Genomic DNA, 17,694 nt, shown 5'->3' on the forward strand with positions numbered 1-17,694 from the left:
CCGCCGGGAGCCTGCCCTAGCCGTGTTCGCCCGGTCCGCACTGTGCCGCGCCGCTGTCGCTGTGGCCCGGTGTGCCGCTGCGCGGGGCGAAGTCCCCGACCCGCCCTTCCACCGTTCCCCGGGCTCCGCCCGGACCCGGCCCTCAAACGCCGGACGGGCTGAATACGTCCGGCCTCGCCGGTGTTCGAGCCCCGGGAAACGGCGAAAGGGCGGGGCGGGGATCAGTTCCGCGGCAGCGGCCCGGGGGGTCTCACCCCCGGTCCGGGTCCTCGCGGAGCAGGACCGCCACCGGGGCGGCATCGCCGAGGAGCTCCGCCAGCGGCAGGTCGCCTTCGTACGAGGCCGCATCCGCGGCCCCCGCCCCGAGGAGCGGCAGTCGCCGCCAGCGTCCCGGCGGAAGGGGCAGGGTGGTGTCGCGCCAGCCGCCCGCCCCGGCCAGCCGGTGCGACAGGCGGGTGGCCACCGCCACCAGGCCGGCCGAGCGGGCGAAGGCCACGCAGTGCTCCGCCGCCGGGCCCCGGGCGAGCAGCGGCGCGTAGCCGGCGAACAGCCCGGGCCGGCTCCGGCGCAGCCTCAGCAGGGCGGCGGTGAGGGCGAGCTTCTCCTCGGCCGTCCCGGACGGTGCGGCCCCCGCGTCCAGCCGGGCCAGGGCCTCCCGGGGGAAGCGGGCGGGCCGCCGGTTGTCCGGGTCCACCAGGGCCCGGTACTCCGTCTCCGCTCCCTGGTAGACCTCCGGCACGCCGGGCATGGCCAGGTGCAGCAGCGCCGCGCCGAGCAGGTTGGCGCGGGCCGCGGCCGCCAGGGGGCCGGACGGCTCGGGTGCGCCCGCCTGGACGTACCCCGGGACCGTGGCCTCGTACGCGGGGTCCTGCTCGGTCCACGTGGTGTGCAGGGCGGCTTCGCGGACGGCCTTCAGCAGGGCCTCTCGGAGGCGGTCGCGGCGCACCGCGGGGGAGTCGTCGGACCCGAGTCCGAACGCCGTCTGCCATGCCACCCAGGCGAGTTGGGGGTCCGCACCGGCCGGAGCCGGTACGGATTCCGGGTCCTGTGAGAGCACCGAGATCCGGGCCCGGACGTCCGCGCTGCGCTTCGTGTCGTGCGTGGTCAGCACCGTCCCGGAGCGGGGCCACAGCCTGGCCTGCTCGGCGCAGTACGCGTGGAACTCCGCCACCGTGACCGCCGGAGCCCCCGGATCCCCGCCCACTTCCGTGGCCGACAGCAGCGGGGCGTACCGGTAGAACGCCCTGTCCTCGAGGGACTTGGCACGCAGGGCCGCCGAGGTCTGGGAGAAGCGGGCCGCGAAGGCCGGGTCCCGCAGCAGCAGTTCGCGTACGCCGGCCACCGGGCCCGCGCCGGCCTCCGCGGCAGCACGCTCCAGGGCCTCGGGCGCGAGTTCCGGATCTCCGGGGTAGGGCCGGTAGACGGGGTAGGCGATGAGCAACTCGCGGACGGCAGCGGCAAGCCCCGGCCCTGCCAGCCTCTCCAGCGTGGCCAGCTCGGCGGCCAGGTCGCCGGTCAGGACCTCCCGGGCGCCCTCCGAGGCCGTCCGCTCCCAGTGGGGCTGTCCGGTCGCCTCGCGGAACCGGGCGTCGAGCCGTGCGGACCCGGCCGGGTCGGTCAGTACCCCGTCCACCCGGTACAGGGCGTCGTACCCGGTGGTCCCGGCGACCGGCCAGCCGGGAGCCAGCCTCTCCTCACGGGCGAGGATCTTCTCGACCACCACCCAGCAGTCCCCGCCGACGGCGTCCCGCAGCCGCCGCAGGTAGCCCCCGGGGTCGGCCAGGCCGTCCACGTGGTCGATCCGCAGCCCCTCGGCGACCCCGTCGCGGACCAGCTCCAGCACCTTGGAGTGGGTGGCGGCGAAGACCTCCGGATCCTCGACACGGACCCCGATCAGCTCCGAAATGGTGAAGAAGCGACGGTAGTTGAGCCCGGTGCGGGCCTCCCGCCAGCACGCCGGCCGGTACCACTGGGCGGCGAGCAGCGCCGCCGTCTCCAGCCCGGCCGTGCCCTCCCGGACCGGGAACTCCAGCTCCCCGATCCGCAGCACGGCCCGCCCGCCCCGCCCGTCGACCTTGACCTCGCCGGGATCCAGCGGCTCGGCGAGCACGGGCAGCAGCAGCTGCCCCCCGCCCGCTTCCCAGTCGATGTCGAACCAGCGCGCGTACGGCGAGCCGGGACCCTCCCGGGCCACCTCCCACAAGGGCCGGTTGAGGCCGAGCGGCGCCGGCAGCGCCATGTGGTTCGGCACGATGTCGAGCACGAGTGCGAGCCCGTGCGCCCGGGCCTCGGCGGCCAGGGCCCGCAGCCCGTCCTCCCCGCCCAGCTCCACCCGGACCCGGGTGTGGTCGGTGACGTCGTACCCGTGGGCCGAACCGGGCACCGCCTCCAGTACGGGGGACAGGTGCAGGTGCGACGCACCGAGCGAGGCGAGGTACGGTACGACGGCCCGGGCGTGGCCGAAGGTGAACTCGGGGCGCAGCTGGAGGCGGTAGGTCGACGCCGGTGTGACGGCCGGTGGTCCATCGGTTTCCGGCCGGTTGAACTCGGGACGGGTGCGACCGGTACGCGGGGGCAGGCTCATGAGAACGTACGTACCCAGGATGCGGGATTCCGTGCCATTACCCAATGCATCCGGGTGACTGCGCCGGGTTAACGTTGCTCAAGTGTTTGGAACCGTCAACACCTATCGAAGAGTCATCGCCCTGACCGGGCCCCTTCTCCCGCTCATTTCCTTCCTCGCCCGACTGCCCGTCGCGATGTCGCAGTTCGGCAGCGTCCTCCTGGTCGCCGAGACCAGTGGCTCCCTCGCCACCGCGGGCATAGTCGGCGGCACCCTCTCCGCAGGCCAGGTGGTCTTCGGACCGGTCCTCGGCCGGCTCGCCGACCGTCACGGACAGCGTTCCGTCGTCCTGACGGCCGCCGCGGTCAACGCGGTGGCGACCGCCGCCCTGGTGGCCGGGGCGCTCGCCGACCTCGCCACCGTCCCGCTCGCCGCGATCGGCTTCGTCACCGGGGCCTCCGTCCCGCTGATCGGACCGCTCGCCCGTACCCGCTCCGTGGCCCTGGCGCACCGCGCCAAGTCCGACGAGAGCGTCGTGGGCGCCATCCACTCCCTCGAAGGCACCCTGGACGAGGTCTCCTTCGTCTTCGGGCCCGCCCTCGTGGGCCTGGCCACCCTCGCGCTGCACCCGGCCGTCGCGCTGGGCGGCGCGGCAGCCCTCGTCGCCGTCTTCGGCACCCTGTACGCGCTGCACCCGACCGCCGCCGTCACGGCCGGAGTGCCCGCCGGAGTCCGCCGGGACAAGGAGCGCTCCCGGGTCCGCCCGCCCCGCGTGGTCATCGCGGTACGGGGCTCACTCGCCCTGCAGGGCGCCATGTTCGGCGCCTGTCAGGCCGGAATCGCCGCCCTCACCGCACAGTTGGGCGTCCCCGGCCAGGCAGGCATCGTGTACGCGGCCATGGGCGTCGTCAGCGCCGCCGTCGGACTGTCGCTCGGCGCGCTGCCCGCCCGCTTCGGGCTGCGGCTGCGCTGGCGGTGGGCCACGGCCGCCGCCCTCGTGCTGTCCGTACCGCTGCTCTTCACGGAAACCCTGTGGCCGCTGTACGCGGTCGTCACCGTGCTCGGAGCCGCCTACGCCCCGCACCTGATCACCGCCTTCGCGCTCACCGAGCGGGCGGTGGAGCCGAGCCGCCTCGCCGAGTCGATGGCCTTCGCCGCCAGCTCGCTCGTCGCCGGCCAGGCCGCCTCGCTCGCCGTCTCCGGGCGGCTCGCCGAGTGGTACGGGCCCTCCGCCGCCTTCGCGGTGGCCGTCGGCGCGGCCGCCCTGTGCCTGGTCCTGGCCCTGGTCACCAAGGTGCCGACGGCCCGTGCGCACGCTCCGGTGGTCTCCGTCGGGGGCGCCCGTCCGGACGCCGTCCTGGAAGGCGCCGCCTACGCCGGGCGCTGAAGCACCACCAGACACCGTCCTGTCAGTGTCACCCGGTCCCCGGCCGCGTACTGCGGCCCGGTACCGGGTGCCAGCACCTCCGGCCGCGCCGTGTCCACGACCAGCCGCCACTGCGCCCCGTGCCCGGCCGGGACCGTGAAGTCCTGTGCTTCGGCGCCCGCGTTGAACATCAGCAGGAAGGAGTCGTCGGTGATCCGCTCCCCGCGGGTGCCGGGCTCCGAGATGGCCTCCCCGTTCAGGAACACCGCCAGCGCCCGCGCGTGCTGGGCCTGCCAGTCGCGGGCCCGCATCTCCTCGCCGTGCGGGGTGAACCAGGCGATGTCCGAGAGCTCGTCGTGGGTCCCCTCCACCGGCCGGCCGTGGAAGAACCGGCGCCGCCGGAACACCGGGTGCTCCCGCCGCAGCCACACCATCCTCCGGGTGAACTCCAGCAGCGCGGGCGCCGGTTTGCCGGGCTCGGGCCAGTTCACCCACGACAGATCGTTGTCCTGGCAGTAGGCGTTGTTGTTGCCGCCCTGGGTGCGGGCGAACTCGTCTCCGTGGCTGATCATCGGCACGCCCTGCGAAAGCATCAGCGTGGCGATGAAGTTGCGCATCTGGCGCTGGCGCAGCTCCACCGTCTCCGGATCCTCCGTGGGGCCCTCCGTCCCGCAGTTCCAGGAGCGGTTGTGGGTCTCGCCGTCCCGATTGCCCTCGCGGTTGGCCTCGTTGTGCTTCTCGTTGTACGAGACGAGGTCGTTCAGGGTGAAACCGTCGTGACAGGTGGTGAAGTTGATCGAGGCCAGCGGACGCCGGCCGTCGTCCTGATAGAGGTCGGAGGAGCCCGTCAGCCGGCCCGCGAACTCCGCGAGCGTGCGCGGCTGCCCGCGCCACAGGTCCCGTACGGTGTCCCGGTACTTTCCGTTCCACTCGGTCCACAGCGGCGGGAAGTTGCCCACCTGGTAGCCGCCCTCGCCCAGGTCCCACGGCTCCGCGATCAGCTTGACCTGGCTGACCACCGGATCCTGCTGGACCAGGTCGAAGAACGAGGACAGCCGGTCCACCTCGTGGAACTGGCGGGCCAGCGTGGCCGCCAGGTCGAAGCGGAAGCCGTCCACGTGCATCTCGGTGACCCAGTAGCGCAGCGAGTCCATGATCAGCTGGAGGACGTGCGGGGAGCGCATCAGCAGCGAGTTGCCGGTGCCGGTGGTGTCCATGTAGTGCCGGGGATCGTCCGCGAGCCGGTAGTACGAGGCGTTGTCTAGGCCCCGGAAGGACAGCGTCGGGCCCAGGTGGTTGCCCTCGGCGGTGTGGTTGTAGACCACGTCGAGGATCACCTCGATGCCGGCCTCGTGCAGGGCCCGGACGGCCGACTTGAACTCCAGCACCTGCTGGCCGCGGTCGCCCGAGGCGTAGCCGTTGTGCGGGGCGAAGAAGCCGATGGTGTTGTAGCCCCAGTAGTTGCTGAGCCCGTCGTCGACGAGCCGGTGGTCGTTGACGAACTGGTGGACCGGCATCAGCTCCAGCGCCGTCACCCCCAGCTTGGTCAGGTGCCCGATGACCGCCGGGTGGGCGAGGGCCCCGTACGTGCCGCGCAGCTCCTCGGGGAGGTCCGGGTGACGCATGGTCAGGCCCTTCACGTGGGCCTCGTAGAGCACGGTGTGGTGGTACTCGTGGCGCGGCGGCCGGTCGTTGGCCCAGTCGAAGTACGGGTTGACCACGACCGAACTCATGCTCTTGGGTGCGGAGTCCAGGTCGTTGCGGGAGTCGGGCCGGCCGAAGTGGTAGCCGTACACCTCCTCGCCCCAGTCGACGCTCCCCGCGACGGCCCGCGCGTACGGGTCCAGGAGCAGCTTCGCCGCGTTGCAGCGCCTGCCGCGCTCGGGCTCGTAGGGGCCGTGCACCCGGAATCCGTAGCGCTGGCCGGGCATGATGCCCGGCAGGTAGGCGTGCCGGACGAACGCGTCGGTCTCGCGCAGTTCGATCGCGGTCTCCGAACCGTCGTCGTGCAGCAGGCACAGCTCGATGCGTCGGGCGGCCTCCGAATAGACCGCGAAATTGGTGCCGGCGCCGTCATACGTGGCACCGAGCGGATACGCCTGTCCCGGCCAGACCTGCATAGAAACGACTCTTCCCCTCTGTCCCTCTGGTGTCCCTCTGTGTAGGGCTGATCCGGCGTGGACCACGTCACTGGCAGATCTTCCCCGAAAGAGGGCTTCCACGCGGGGACTTGGGAGGGTCCTACCGGGTGACCCGGAGAGCTGATAAGAGGCTTGCCGGACCATGGGGACATCGGACTGTGGGGAGATCGGATCGTCCGCGGAGCGGATAATGGGCCAACGGACGGCCCGGGTAAGGGCCGTGAGCCCGCGCCCGGCCGCAGGGCCGCGCATCGGGCTGCAGGGGGCCGCACGCGCGGAGTACCCTTCCGTGATCACTGGAGACGGGCGTCCAGACGCAGGAGGCGGTGCACGGGTGAGCTCGGGAGGTCTGGAGCTGCCCCCTGGTGACAGCGGTCACGAGGGCGGCCCGGCGGACGCCGCGGGCGGTGCGGCCGGCGGAATCCCCGCCGGGGCCGTGTCGCTGGCCCCGCCGGAGGCCGGTGGGACCGGGAAGGCGCAGGCGGGAGCCGGCGCGGAGCTGGACTGGGGCGCGGACGCCTGGAGCGAGGTCCGGACCCGGGCCCAGCGCGCCGGGCGCGCGTACATCTGGCTGAACCTGATCGAGCAGCGGCTGCGGTCCGTGGTCGGGGCGGTGCTCCGGCCGGTCTACGAGCCCGTGCACGGCGGGGACGACTGGGTGGTGGCGGCCGCGGGCCCCGCCGGCCAGGAATGGGTGCAGCGCGCGGTCGCCGTACGCGAGGTCAGCCGCCGCAAGGGCTACCTGCTGGACTCCGCCGACGACAACGTGCTGAGCTTCCTCACCCTGCCGCAGCTGCGTGAGCTGATGGTCCAGCACTGGCCCTGCTTCGAGCCGTACTTCGACGACCGGCGCGAGATCGAGCAGGCGCTCGACGAGCTGGAGGTCACCCGCAACGTCGTCTCGCGCAACCGGGCCCTGTCGCGGGCGGTCCTGGAACAGGCCGAGCGGGCATCGGCGCGGCTGCTGGAGGTACTGGGCGGCGGCGCGGGCTCGCCGGCCGCGGACCGGCTGCCCATCGACGCCGTCGAGGACCTGGTCGGCGACCGGTACGCGGACGTCATCTCCGTCCACCCGGACCGGGTGCGACTGCAGCGCCAGCTCCCGGCGGAAGACCTCTTCGGCGGTGCGCGGCGGCTCGACGCCATCGGCATCGGGCTCAACCTGCTGGTCCAGAACTTCTCGGGCCGAAGACTCGTACGCCTCGCCGAGGCCGGCTGCCGGGTGCGGCTGCTGTTCCTGAACCCGGCGAGCAGCGCGGTCAAGCGGCGCGAGCGGGAGCTGGGCCTGCGCAAGGGCGAGCTGAGCCGCTCGGTGGAGATGAACATCCTGCACGTGCGGCGGGTCCGGGCGGGCCTGCGCGACCCCTCGCGCTTCGAGATCCACGTCTTCGACGAGACCCCGCGCTTCACCGCGTATCTGGTGGAGGGCGAGTCCTCGGGCATCGCGGTGGTCCAGTCGTACCTGCGCCGGGCCCGGGGCATGGAAGCGCCGGTCCTCGTCCTGCGGGGCGGCAGCCGGGCCGCACAGGTGCGACCCGGTCACGAGCACGGTCTGTTCCCGACCTACCGGGAGGAATTCGAGTCGATCTGGCAGGACTCCCGCCCGGTGTCGTGAGCGGGGGCGGCCGCCCCCGGCTCCCCGGCTGTCAGTGGGCCGTGACAGGCTGAAAGCCGTTGACGCAAAGGGACGGGTACGGGGGGCACGTGATGGGGGACTGGGCGGGGGACTGGATGGGGGACTGGCACGGCGGGCCGATGGTGGCCTTCGATCTGGAGACGACGGGGACCGACATCGAGTCCGACCGGATCGTGACGGCCGCCGTCGTGGCGGTCGGGCCGGACGGGCAGGTGGCGCGGGAGCGGACATGGCTGGTCGACCCCGGCGTGCCCATCCCGGAGCAGGCCTCGGCCATCCACGGCATCTCCACGGACCACGCCCGCTCGCGGGGCATGGCGGCGGCACCGGCGATCGAGGAGATCGCCCGGACGCTCGTGGAGGCACTGAGCTCGGGGACCCCGCTGGTGGTGATGAACGCGCGGTACGACCTGACCCTGCTGGACCGCGAGTGCCGCCGCCACGGGATCCGTCCGCTCGGCGAGCGCTGGCCGGGGAGTTCCGCGCCGCCCGTCATCGACCCGCTGGTGCTGGACAAGCACGCGGACCGGTACCGCAAGGGCAGGCGGACCCTCCAGGCCCTGTGCGAGCACTACGGCGTGACCCTGGAAGCGGCGCACGACGCGGGCGCGGACGCGCTGGCGGCGGCGCGCGCCGCACGGCGCATGGGGGCCGTGCACGCCGCGATAGGGACGGTCGCCCTGGCGGACCTGCACGAGCTCCAGATCCGCGCGGCGGCCGAGCAGGCGGCCTCGCTGCAGAGCTACCTGCGGCGGACCTCGGACCCCGAGGCGATAGTCGAGCGGGCCTGGCCCGTCGTGCCGTACCGGGTCTGACGGCGGGCTCGGGCTTGGGCTCGGACTCGGGCTCGGGCTTGGGCTCGGGCTCGGGCTAGGGCTCGGACCCGGACTTGGGCTCGGACCCGGGCTCGGGCTCGGGCTCGCGCTAGCGGAGCAGCCAGTCTCGGGTGTGCTCCATGACCTCGGAGCGGCTCCGGGGGCCGTGGTCGGCGGCGATGAAGTATTCGCCGACCCGCAGGGAGTAGACGATCATGCAGCGGACCTCGACGTCGTCCTCGTCGGGACAGAAGGCGCCGAACAGCGAGCGCAGGTAGTCCATGCGGCGGTTGTCGACGCGCCGGAGCCGCTCCGCGACGGACTCGTCGCGCCGCGCCCAGTCGCGGATCGCGAGGTCGGTGGCGACGCCCCGCGCCGGACTGTCGGAGGCTGCGGCGATCGCGAACAGCCGCTTCAGCCTGGCCCTGGGGTCTCCGCCCGCACCCTCGACCTGTTCGATCACGGCCTCGGCGGCCTCGCGCTCCCAGGTGTCGAGCATCTCGGTGAGCAGCGTGTCCCGGTTGCCGAAGTACCCGTAGAAGCCGCCCTTGCTGACGCCGAGAGCCTGCGCGAGCTGTTCGATCCGGACGGCGTCCGGGCCTCCGGCGGCGAGGGCTCGCAGTCCCTCCTCGATCCAGCTGCCGCGCGGCGTGCGGGTCGCGCCCACGATGCGTCTCCCCTCACATGGACTTCACATGGCCTCGATCTATACGGCGCCGTATAGATCGGTGCTAGCCTTCTTCTATACGGCATCGTATAGATAGGGGCTTGCTCATGAGACTCCCCACAACCGCGCACACCGACCGCCCCTGGCGGATCCACGAGATCGCCGGAGACTTCCAGGTCGAGGACGTGTGGGCACTGCCGACACCGGGCGGCCCGGACGACCTCGAACGGCTCGTGAGCCAGTTCGCGAACGGCAAGGGGGACCCCGTCCCCTCCGTCGTGGGTCGCGCGCTCTTCGCGATCCGCTGGAAGCTCGGGGCCCTGTTCGGCTGGGACAAGCCCGCCGACGGCCTGGAGGGCCGGGTGACGACGCTGCGCGACCGGCTGCCGGCGGATCTCCGCGAGGGTCCCCGGGGGCCGGACCTCGGCTCGGTTCCGTTCACCTCCGTCTACCAGACGCACGACGAGTGGGCGGCGGAGACGGCGAACCGGACCGTGCACGGAGTGATGCACATCAGCTGGGTCCCGGACGGAACCGGCGGCTACCACGGCCAGATGGCCGTCCTGGTCAAGCCCAACGGACTGCTTGGTGCCGTGTACATGGCGGGCATCAAGCCCTTCCGGTACCTGGGTGTGTACCCGGCGCTGATCCGCGGCATCGGCCGCGAATGGCGGACCCGTTCGGTCTCCGGCGCGGCCTGATCCGGGGGAGGGGCCCTCATGGGGTCGGCTCCCGGGGCGGGCGGGGTCGGCCCGGGAAGGTCCGCGGTCTGCGGCCGGCCCGGGCCCAGCCGGGCCCGCAGCTCCTTCCAGCGCGAGGGCGCGAACTGGAGCGAGTGGTGCAGGAGGACCAGGTCGAGGCCCGGTTTCCCGGTGTCGGGGTTCGGTCGGGCCAAGCCTAGAACGGGTGCCAGCGGATTTCCGGGTCGTCCTCGCGCAGGGAGGCCACCCGGCGGCGGAACTCGGCCAGGGCCTTCGGATTGGCCGGGGCATGCTGGGAGACCCAGGCACAGCTGGCCGTCTCCCGGGCGCCGCGCAGGACCGCGCAGCCTTCCCAGTCGCGCACGTCCCAGCCGTACGCCGCCGTGAACTCCTCGTAGGACGCGCCGGGCAGTCCGTACCGGTCGCGGGAGAGGGCCATCACCACCAGGTCGTGCTCGCGCAGGTCGCAGGAGACCGTCTCCAGGTCGACGAGCACCGGCCCGTCCGGGCCCACGTGGACGTTGCGGGGCAGCGCGTCGCCGTGGATCGGGCCCGGAGCGAGGTGCGGGGCGAGGGCGGCGACCTGGGCGGCGTACCCGTCGCGTCGGGCCCGCAGGTACGCGGCGTCGGCCGGATCGATCGCGCCGCCCGCCAGCCGCAGCCAGCGCTCGACCCCGCCCAGCAGATCGCGCGGGGGCAGGGTGAAGGGTGGCGCGGGCAGGGCGTGGATCTGCCGCAGCAGCGCCGCGAGGTCCCCCGGGCCCGCCGGGCGGACCGCGTCGGGGAGCCGGTGCCACAGCGTCACCGGGTGCCCGTCCACCAGCCGGGGCTCCGCCTCGGCCGCGCGGACGGCGGGGACCCCGGCCCGCGCGAGCCAGGCCGCCACCGCGAGCTCCAGCTCGGCGCGCGGCAGCAGATCCGCCTCCCGGCCGACCTTGGCGACGAGGCCGTCGTCGAGCGCGAAGACGGCGTTCTCGCCGAGGGCCAGCAGTCGGGGCGCGGACGCCCCGGCGCCGGCCCGTGCCAGGCCCGCCGCCGTCAGGGCCTCCCGGGCGCGTGCCTCGTCCATGCAGTCGTCTCCGCGGTCGTCCGTGCGTTTCCCCGGTGACCGGGGTGGCACCGGGGCGTACCCGGGTGCTCGTGACCGGACAAGTTTCGCATCCGGCCCCGCCGCGAGAATTTTCCTCCCAGGTTGCACGAGACGTCTCGTCTCGTTATCTTTCCCTCATGACCGCGACCACGAAGCCCGCCCACATCGCCATGCTCTCCATCGCCGCCGCCGGCCACGTGAACCCGAGCACCGAAGTGATCCGCGAACTGGTCGCCCGTGGCCACCGCGTCAGCTACGCCATCCCCGCCGCGTACGCCGACAAGATCTCCGAGACCGGTGCCACCCCGGTGATCTGGAACTCCACGCTCCCCACCGACGAGGACCCCGACGCGTGGGGCACCGAGCTCATCGACAACATCGAGCCCTTCCTCGCCGACGCCGTCCAGGCCCTCCCGCAGCTCGCGTCCGCCTTCGAGGGCGACGAGCCGGACCTCGTCCTCCACGACATCACCGCCTACCCGGCGATCGTCCTCGCCCACCGCTGGGGCGTCCCCGCGGTCTCCCTCTCCCCGACCCTGGTCGCATGGACCGGCTACGAGGAAGAGGTCGCCGGGCCGATGACCGCCGAACTGCGGACGTCCGAGCGCGGGAAGGCGTACTACGCCCGCTTCCGCGCCTGGCTCGACGAGAACGGCATCGCCGAGGACAGTGACCGGTTCGTCGGCCGCCCCCGCCGCAGCATCGTCCTCATGCCGCGCGCCCTCCAGCCCCACGCCGACCGGGTCGACGAGGCCGTCCACACCTTCGTCGGCGCCTGCCAGGGCGACCGCAGCGCCACCCAGGGCACCTGGACGCGCCCCGCCGGCGCCGAGGGGAAGAAGGTCCTCCTGGTCTCCTTCGGATCCACCTTCACCAAGCAGCCGGCCTTCTACCGGGCCTGCACGGAGGCCTTCGGGGACCTGCCCGACTGGCACGTCGTGCTCCAGATCGGCAAGTTCACCGACGAGGCCGAGCTCGGCGAGATCCCCGCCAACGTCGAAGTCCACCGCTGGGTTCCCCAGTTGGACATCCTGCGCCAGGCCGATGCCTTCATCACCCACGCGGGCACGGGCGGCTGCCAGGAAGGGCTGGCCACCGGCACCCCGATGGTCGCGGTCCCGCAGGCCGTCGACCAGTTCGGCAACGCGGACATGCTGGCCGCCCTCGGCGTCGCCCGGCACGTCCCCATGGCCGAGGCCGACGCGGCGACCCTGCGCGAGGCCGTCCTCACCCTGGTCGCCGACCCGCAGGTGGCCGCCCGCGCGGACCGGATCCGCCGCGACATGGCGACGGAGGGCGGCACGCGCCAGGCGGCCGACCTGATCGAGGCCGAACTGCACGTACGACCGGCACTGTCAGGGGCGAGCCCTATCGTGCAGTCATGACCAAGACGACCAAGGCGACCGAAACGACCAAGGCGAAGTACGCGGCGCTGCTCCGGGGCATCAACGTCGGCGGGAACAAGAAGGTGCCGATGGCCGAGCTGCGCCAGGTCCTGGAGGGCCTCGGCCACGAGGACGCGCAGACGTACCTCCAGAGCGGCAACGCCGTCTTCACCAGTACGACGGACAAGGCCCCGACGGACCTCGCCCGCGACCTGGAGGCGGCCATCGAAGCCCACTTCGGCTTCCGGGTCCCCTGCCTGGTGGTCGACGGCGCCTACCTGCGTGCCGTCGCCGACGCCTGCCCCTTCCCGGCCGCCGACCTCGAAGGAAAACAGCTCCACGCCACCTTCTGCTCCGAGCAGCCCGCCCCGTCCCGCTTCGCCTCGATCGACGCCCCCGCGCACCTCCCGGAGGAGTACCGCGTGGGCGACCGCGTCATCTACCTCTACGCGCCGAACGGCCTCGGCCGTTCCAAGCTCGCCGAAGCCCTCGCCAAGCCGGCGGTGGTCAAGGGCCTGGACGTGACCACCCGCAACTGGAACACGGTCGCCAAGCTGGTGGAACTCACACGGGACTGACCCCGCGGTGCGGCGGGCCGGTCCGCTAGTCCGCCAGCCCGTTCAGCAGGGTCATCTCGTGCGGGGTCAGGTGGACCGTTGCCGCGTCCAGGTTCTCCGCCAGGTGGTCCGCAGAGCCCGTACCCGGGGTGGGGCACAGGACCGGGGAGTGCTGGAGGAGCCAGGCCAGGGCGATCTGGCCGGTGGACGCGCCGTGTTCGGCGGCGACCGCCGTCAGTGCGGCGGCGCTTTCGCGGGTCAGGGCGCCGTTGCCGAGCGGGTAGTAGGGGAGGAAGGCGATGCCCCGCGCCTCGCACAGGGCGAGGAGCTCCGCCGAGGAGCGGTCCAGGAGGTTGTACGGGTTCTGGACCGAGGCCACCGGGACCACGGCCAGGGCCTCCCTGAGCTGGTCCGCCGTCACCGTGTTCAGCCCGATGTGGCGGATCTTGCCCTCCGCCCGGAGCTCGGCCAGCGTGCCCAGCTGTTCCGCCGGCGGGACGGCCGGGTCGAAGCGGTGCAGCTGGTACAGGTCGATCCGGTCCAGCCGGAGCCTGCGCAGGCTCGCCTCGCACATGGAGCGCAAGTCCTCCGGGCGGCCCGCCGCGTGCCACTGGTCGGGGCCGGTGCGCACCACGCCGCCCTTCGTGGAAACCACCAGCCGCTCCCCGTACGGGTGGAGGGCCTCGGCGACCAGCTCCTCGGCCAGGTGGGGGCCGTAGTTGTCGGCGGTGTCGATCAGGGTGACCCCGCGTGCGACGGCGGTGCGCAGCAGCGCGACCGATGCGGGGCGGGCGGCACGCGGGCCCCAGTAGCCGGAGCCGACCAGGCCGCCGGTGCCGAGACCGAGGCGGCGTACCGGCAGGTCCCCGCCGAGGGCGAACGTCTCATCCACGTCAACAGACATGGCCCGACCGTAACCCAGGCCCGCGGATGTGCCAGGCTCGTGGGCATGCGTTACATCATCATCGGCGCCGGAGCGATCGGCGCGACCATCGGCGGACGGCTCGCGGAGTCGGGCAGCGAGGTCGTCCTCGTCGCGCGCGGCCCCCACGCGGAGGCCCTGCGGGCGAACGGGCTGCGGCTCACCACGGCGGACGGTGAGCGGGTGCACCGGCTGCCCGTGGTGACGGGGCCGGTCGAGCTGGGTGAACTGCGCCCCGACGACGTGCTGTTGCTGACCGTGAAGACCCAGGACGCGCTCGCCGCGCTCGACGCCTGGGCCGACGCGGAGGTCACGGGCGGTGGTACGGCCGCGCAGCGGCTGCCGGTGCTGTGCGCGCAGAACGGCGTGGAGAGCGAACGCCTCGCCCTACGGCGTTTCGCGCGCGTGTACGGGGTCTGCGTGTGGCTGCCGGCGACCTTCCTGGAGCCGGGGGTGGTCTCGGCGCTCTGTGCGCCGCTGACCGGGATCCTGCACCTCGGGAAGGCCGCCGGAGGCGCCGACGGGCCCGTCCGTCGGATCGCGGCCGACCTGGAGAAGGCCGGCTTCGGGGCGCCGGTCGCCGAGGACGTGATGCGGTGGAAGTACGCGAAGCTGCTGGGCAATCTGGGCAACGCGATCCAGGCGACGACCGGCCCGGAACCCGAACCCGCGAAGGCGGCGCTGCTGCTGCGGGCCGTGCGCGAGGCGAAGGCGGCCTTCGCCGCCGCGGGGCTCGACTGGGCTTCGGACGCGGAGCAGGCGGCGGTGCGCGAGGGCAAGGTCGATGCGCCGGCCGGGGTGGTACGGGGCGGGTCGTCCTGGCAGAGCCTGGCGCGGGGGACGGGGTCGGTGGAGGCGGACTACCTCAACGGGGAGGTCGTCCTGCTGGGGCGGCTGCACGGGGTGGCCACGCCGGTCAACGACACGCTGCGGCACGCGGCGAACATCTTCGCGCGGGAGGGCTTGCCGCCCGGGGCGATGTCCATCGAGGACCTGACGGCCCTGGCCGACGAGGCCGCGGCGAGGGCGTAGCCGCCGGGTACGGGCGGGGTCGCCCTGCGGGGCGAAGTCCCCTACCCGCCCTTCCACCGTTCCCCGGGCGCTGCCCGGACCCCTGGGGCTCCGCCCCGGACCCCGCGCCTCAAACGCCGGCGAGGCTGGATGGTTCAGCCCGTCCGGCGTTTGAGGACCGGGGTCCGGGCAGAGCCCGGGGAACGGGCGAAGGGCGGGTAGGGGACCACGCCCCGCGGAGCGGCGGGTCAGGCCGCCAGGGCCGGTACGCGGGCGGGGGCTCGCAGGGCGCTGTCGAACCTGTGCAGGAGCAGCCGGGCCAGTTCCGGGGAGGGGCCCAGGACGGCCGAGATCACGTCGGCGCCCGCGGCCTCGGCGCCCGCCGCGATGCGGTCGGGGAGTCGGCCGGGGGCGATGACGTAGGGGGCCACCGCGATCCGGCGGACGCCCTCCGAGCGCAGGGCTCGTACGGCGTCCTCCGTCCGGGGGAGAACAGCGGAGGCGAACGCAGGCCGCACGGCGCACCAACCGGTGTGCCGCCACTCCCGCGCGATTTCAGCGATCACTGCGATCGCCTCCGGGTCTGAGGAACCGGCGGACGCGAGCACCACACCGGTGGTGGCGCGGTCCGCCGGGGTGAGGCCGGCTTCCCACAGCCGGCGCTCCAGGGTCGCCAGCAGCAGCGGCGACGGGCCGAGCACATCCGCGATCCGGACCGAGAGGTCCGGCAGGCGGGACGTGGCTCCGGCGAGCACCGCCGGGATGTCGGACTTCGCGTGGAACGCCCGCGTCAGGAGGAGCGGGAGCGCCACGATCTCGCGTACGCCCGAGAGGTGGAGCGAGGCCACCGCCTGGTCGACGGTCGGGGTGTCGAAGTCCAGGAAGGCGGTCTCCACGCGCAGCCCCGGCCGCAGCGCCCGTACTCGCCGGGTGAGGGCGTGCACGGTCGCCGCGTGCCGCGGGTCGCGGCTGCCGTGGGCGATGACGAGCAGGGCGGGGGCCTGCGTGGAGCGCGCCGACACGGTGATCAGCTCTTGACCAGCAGGCCGCGGGTGCGCAGCACCCACCGCTCGACCGGGCTGAAGATGAGCAGGTCGATCGCGATGCCGACGACCAGGATCAGGATGATCGCGAGGAACACCCCGGGCAGGTCGATGTTGTTGCGGCCGTTCTCGAGGAGCTGACCGAGACCGAGGCCCAGGTCGGGGGAGCTGGCGATGATCTCGGCGGCCATCAGCGAACGCCAGGAGAAGGCCCAGCCCTGCTTGAGGCCGGCCAGGTAGCCGGGCAGCGCGGCCGGCATGACCACGTGCCAGGCGCCGCGCAGGCCGGTGGCGCCCAGGGTGCGGCCGGCCCGCAGGAACAGCGGCGGGATCTGGTCGATGCCGGAGACGAGGCCGTTGGCGATCGACGGGACGGCGCCGAGCAGGATGACGGTGTACATCATCGCGTCGTTGAGGCCGAACCAGAGCACCGCCGGCGGCACCCATGCGACCGAGGGCAGCGACTGCAGCCCCTGCAGGATCGGGCCGATCGCGGCGCGGACGAACTTCACCCGGGCGACGAGCAGACCGAGCGGGGTGCCGATGGCCAGGGCCAGCAGGAAGCCGAGCAGACCGCGCGAGACGCTGGTCCAGATGACCTCGAGCAGGGTGCCCTTCATCCACATGTCGGACAGGCTGTCCCAGACGGAGGACAGGGCGGGGAGCTTGGTCTCGTCGGTGATCTTCGCCGCGACGAGGATCTGCCAGACGAGGAGGACCAGGCCGACGGCGATGACCGGCGGCAGGACCTTCTTGACGAGGACTTCGCGGACCGGGGTGCGGTGGGTCTGGACGGCGTCGAGCGCGTCGAGACCGGCCTCCAGCCCGGCGAGGTCGTCGGCCTTGGCCTTGGACGGGGTCCCGGGGGTGGTGTCAGTGCTGGCCATGGCGGCGGATCTCCCCACGCAGGTGGTCGGTGATTTCGAGGGACAGCTCCGCGACGTCCGCGTCTTCGATGCGGCGCGGCTGCGGGATGCCCACGGTCCACTCCTTCGCGACCCGGCCGGGGCGCGAGGACAGCAGGACCACACGCTGCGCGAGCCGTACGGCCTCGCGGACGTTGTGCGTGACGAACAGGACGGACAGGTTCGTCTCTTCCCAGATGCGGGTGAGCTCGCCGTGCAGCACGTCGCGGGTGATGGCGTCGAGCGCGGCGAACGGCTCGTCCATCAGCAGGAGCTGGCTGTCCTGGGCGAGCGCCCGGGCCAGGGCCACGCGCTGGCGCATGCCGCCGGACAGCTCGTGGACCCGCTTGCCGTACGAGCCGCCGAGCCGGACCAGCTCGAGCAGCCGCTCGGCCTCCGGCTTGCGGTCGGCCTTGGCCACCCCGCGCATGCGCAGGGCGAGTTCGATGTTCTTGCCCGCCGTGAGCCACGGGAAGAGGGCGTGCTCCTGGAACATCAGGGCCGGACGCCCGCCGGGGGTCTCGATCGACCCCGCGGACGGCTTGTCCAGTCCGGCGACCAGGTTGAGGAGCGTGGACTTTCCACATCCCGAGGCACCCAGGATGGTGACGAACTCTCCGGGAGCGACATCGAGGCTGATGTCGTCCAGGACGAGCTGCGATCCGGCCGGACCGGAGAAGGACTTCGAGACGTGCTCGATGCGTGCGGCGTGCGTCTGCTCCGCTACCGTGCCCTCGGCAGCCTTGGCGAGAATGGTGGCCATGGTCGTCACCTCCTGGGTTGCTGGATTACGGGGTTACTTGGCGCCGAGGCCGGCGTCGGAGACTTCGGGCTGGCCGGCGGTCTTGAGGACCTTGTTGAGGAGCTTGAGGTCGTAGATGCCGGTGAGGTC

At 73.1% G+C, this 17,694-nt stretch carries 14 protein-coding genes and 1 pseudogene; 7 read left to right on the forward strand and 8 right to left on the reverse strand.

All coding sequences use genetic code 11. The annotated features are described in order from the left end of the window. Window positions 1-250 precede the first annotated feature (250 nt). Entirely contained in the window at window positions 251-2,584 is a 2,334-nt protein-coding gene (gene treY, locus ACFYM0_RS18245; protein WP_388502328.1) for a malto-oligosyltrehalose synthase, read from the reverse strand. A gap of 82 nt (window positions 2,585-2,666) precedes the next feature. Here treY and ACFYM0_RS18250 point away from each other — a divergent pair, with 82 nt between their 5' ends. Then, on the forward strand, window positions 2,667-3,950 hold the full coding sequence (locus ACFYM0_RS18250) for an MFS transporter (protein ID WP_388502330.1): 1,284 nt from the start codon (window positions 2,667-2,669) through the stop codon (window positions 3,948-3,950). On the opposite strand, the gene glgX is transcribed toward ACFYM0_RS18250, so the two are convergent. After that, complete coding sequence (gene glgX, locus ACFYM0_RS18255) at window positions 3,935-6,049, reverse strand: glycogen debranching protein GlgX (protein ID WP_388502333.1); 2,115 nt, start codon at window positions 6,047-6,049, stop codon at window positions 3,935-3,937. The two genes, ACFYM0_RS18250 and glgX, sit on opposite strands and share 16 nt — an antisense overlap. A 355-nt stretch (window positions 6,050-6,404) precedes the next feature. Here glgX and ACFYM0_RS18260 point away from each other — a divergent pair, with 355 nt between their 5' ends. Next, the gene (locus ACFYM0_RS18260) at window positions 6,405-7,685 is read left to right on the forward strand and encodes an SAV2148 family HEPN domain-containing protein (RefSeq protein ID WP_388502336.1); all 1,281 of its coding nucleotides are present in this window, start codon (window positions 6,405-6,407) and stop codon (window positions 7,683-7,685) included. A gap of 116 nt (window positions 7,686-7,801) precedes the next feature. Continuing rightward, a complete protein-coding gene (locus ACFYM0_RS18265) occupies window positions 7,802-8,521 on the forward strand; it encodes an exonuclease domain-containing protein (protein WP_388502393.1) in 720 nt (239 codons plus the stop codon). Between the two features lie 109 nt (window positions 8,522-8,630). Here the strand turns inward: ACFYM0_RS18265 and ACFYM0_RS18270 are convergent, their stop codons facing one another. Further along, a complete protein-coding gene (locus tag ACFYM0_RS18270; RefSeq protein WP_388502339.1) occupies window positions 8,631-9,188 on the reverse strand; it encodes a TetR/AcrR family transcriptional regulator in 558 nt (185 codons plus the stop codon). A 107-nt stretch (window positions 9,189-9,295) separates the two neighbouring features. Here ACFYM0_RS18270 and ACFYM0_RS18275 point away from each other — a divergent pair, with 107 nt between their 5' ends. After that, window positions 9,296-9,889 carry a DUF2867 domain-containing protein gene (locus tag ACFYM0_RS18275; RefSeq protein ID WP_388502342.1) on the forward strand — a complete coding sequence of 198 codons (594 nt, stop codon included), beginning with the start codon at window positions 9,296-9,298 and terminating at the stop codon, window positions 9,887-9,889. 196 nt (window positions 9,890-10,085) lie between these two features. Here the strand turns inward: ACFYM0_RS18275 and ACFYM0_RS18280 are convergent, their stop codons facing one another. Then, window positions 10,086-10,958 carry a phosphotransferase enzyme family protein gene (locus ACFYM0_RS18280; protein WP_388502344.1) on the reverse strand — a complete coding sequence of 291 codons (873 nt, stop codon included), beginning with the start codon at window positions 10,956-10,958 and terminating at the stop codon, window positions 10,086-10,088. Window positions 10,959-11,081: 123 nt separating this feature from the next. Here ACFYM0_RS18280 and mgt point away from each other — a divergent pair. Together mgt and ACFYM0_RS18290 are read left to right on the forward strand one after the other, a co-directional pair. Continuing rightward, a pseudogene (gene mgt, locus ACFYM0_RS18285) lies at window positions 11,082-12,364 on the forward strand (macrolide-inactivating glycosyltransferase). Further along, entirely contained in the window at window positions 12,361-12,942 is a 582-nt protein-coding gene (locus tag ACFYM0_RS18290) for a DUF1697 domain-containing protein (protein ID WP_388502347.1), read from the forward strand. Before mgt ends, ACFYM0_RS18290 begins: the two are co-directional and overlap by 4 nt. A 25-nt stretch (window positions 12,943-12,967) precedes the next feature. Here ACFYM0_RS18290 and ACFYM0_RS18295 read toward each other — a convergent pair whose 3' ends face one another. Then, on the reverse strand, window positions 12,968-13,825 hold the full coding sequence (locus ACFYM0_RS18295) for an aldo/keto reductase (RefSeq protein ID WP_388502350.1): 858 nt from the start codon (window positions 13,823-13,825) through the stop codon (window positions 12,968-12,970). A 45-nt stretch (window positions 13,826-13,870) separates the two neighbouring features. On the opposite strand from ACFYM0_RS18295, the gene ACFYM0_RS18300 reads away from it, so the two are divergent. Continuing rightward, window positions 13,871-14,875 carry a ketopantoate reductase family protein gene (locus ACFYM0_RS18300; RefSeq protein ID WP_388502352.1) on the forward strand — a complete coding sequence of 335 codons (1,005 nt, stop codon included), beginning with the start codon at window positions 13,871-13,873 and terminating at the stop codon, window positions 14,873-14,875. A gap of 227 nt (window positions 14,876-15,102) precedes the next feature. Here the strand turns inward: ACFYM0_RS18300 and ACFYM0_RS18305 are convergent, their stop codons facing one another. From ACFYM0_RS18305 to ACFYM0_RS18315, 3 genes are read right to left on the reverse strand one after another with little or no spacing between them, the layout of a single operon-like run. After that, complete coding sequence (locus tag ACFYM0_RS18305) at window positions 15,103-15,876, reverse strand: sirohydrochlorin chelatase (protein ID WP_388502354.1); 774 nt, start codon at window positions 15,874-15,876, stop codon at window positions 15,103-15,105. Window positions 15,877-15,881: 5 nt separating this feature from the next. Next, the gene (locus ACFYM0_RS18310) at window positions 15,882-16,784 is read right to left on the reverse strand and encodes an ABC transporter permease (protein ID WP_388502356.1); all 903 of its coding nucleotides are present in this window, start codon (window positions 16,782-16,784) and stop codon (window positions 15,882-15,884) included. Continuing rightward, window positions 16,771-17,565 (reverse strand): ABC transporter ATP-binding protein, encoded by a 795-nt coding sequence (locus ACFYM0_RS18315; protein ID WP_388502358.1) that lies wholly within the window; start codon window positions 17,563-17,565, stop codon window positions 16,771-16,773. Before ACFYM0_RS18315 ends, ACFYM0_RS18310 begins: the two co-directional genes overlap by 14 nt. Between the last annotated feature and the right edge of the window lie 129 nt (window positions 17,566-17,694).

This window comes from Streptomyces sp. NPDC006487 (assembly GCF_042870555.1).
Lineage (GTDB): Bacteria > Actinomycetota > Actinomycetes > Streptomycetales > Streptomycetaceae > Streptomyces.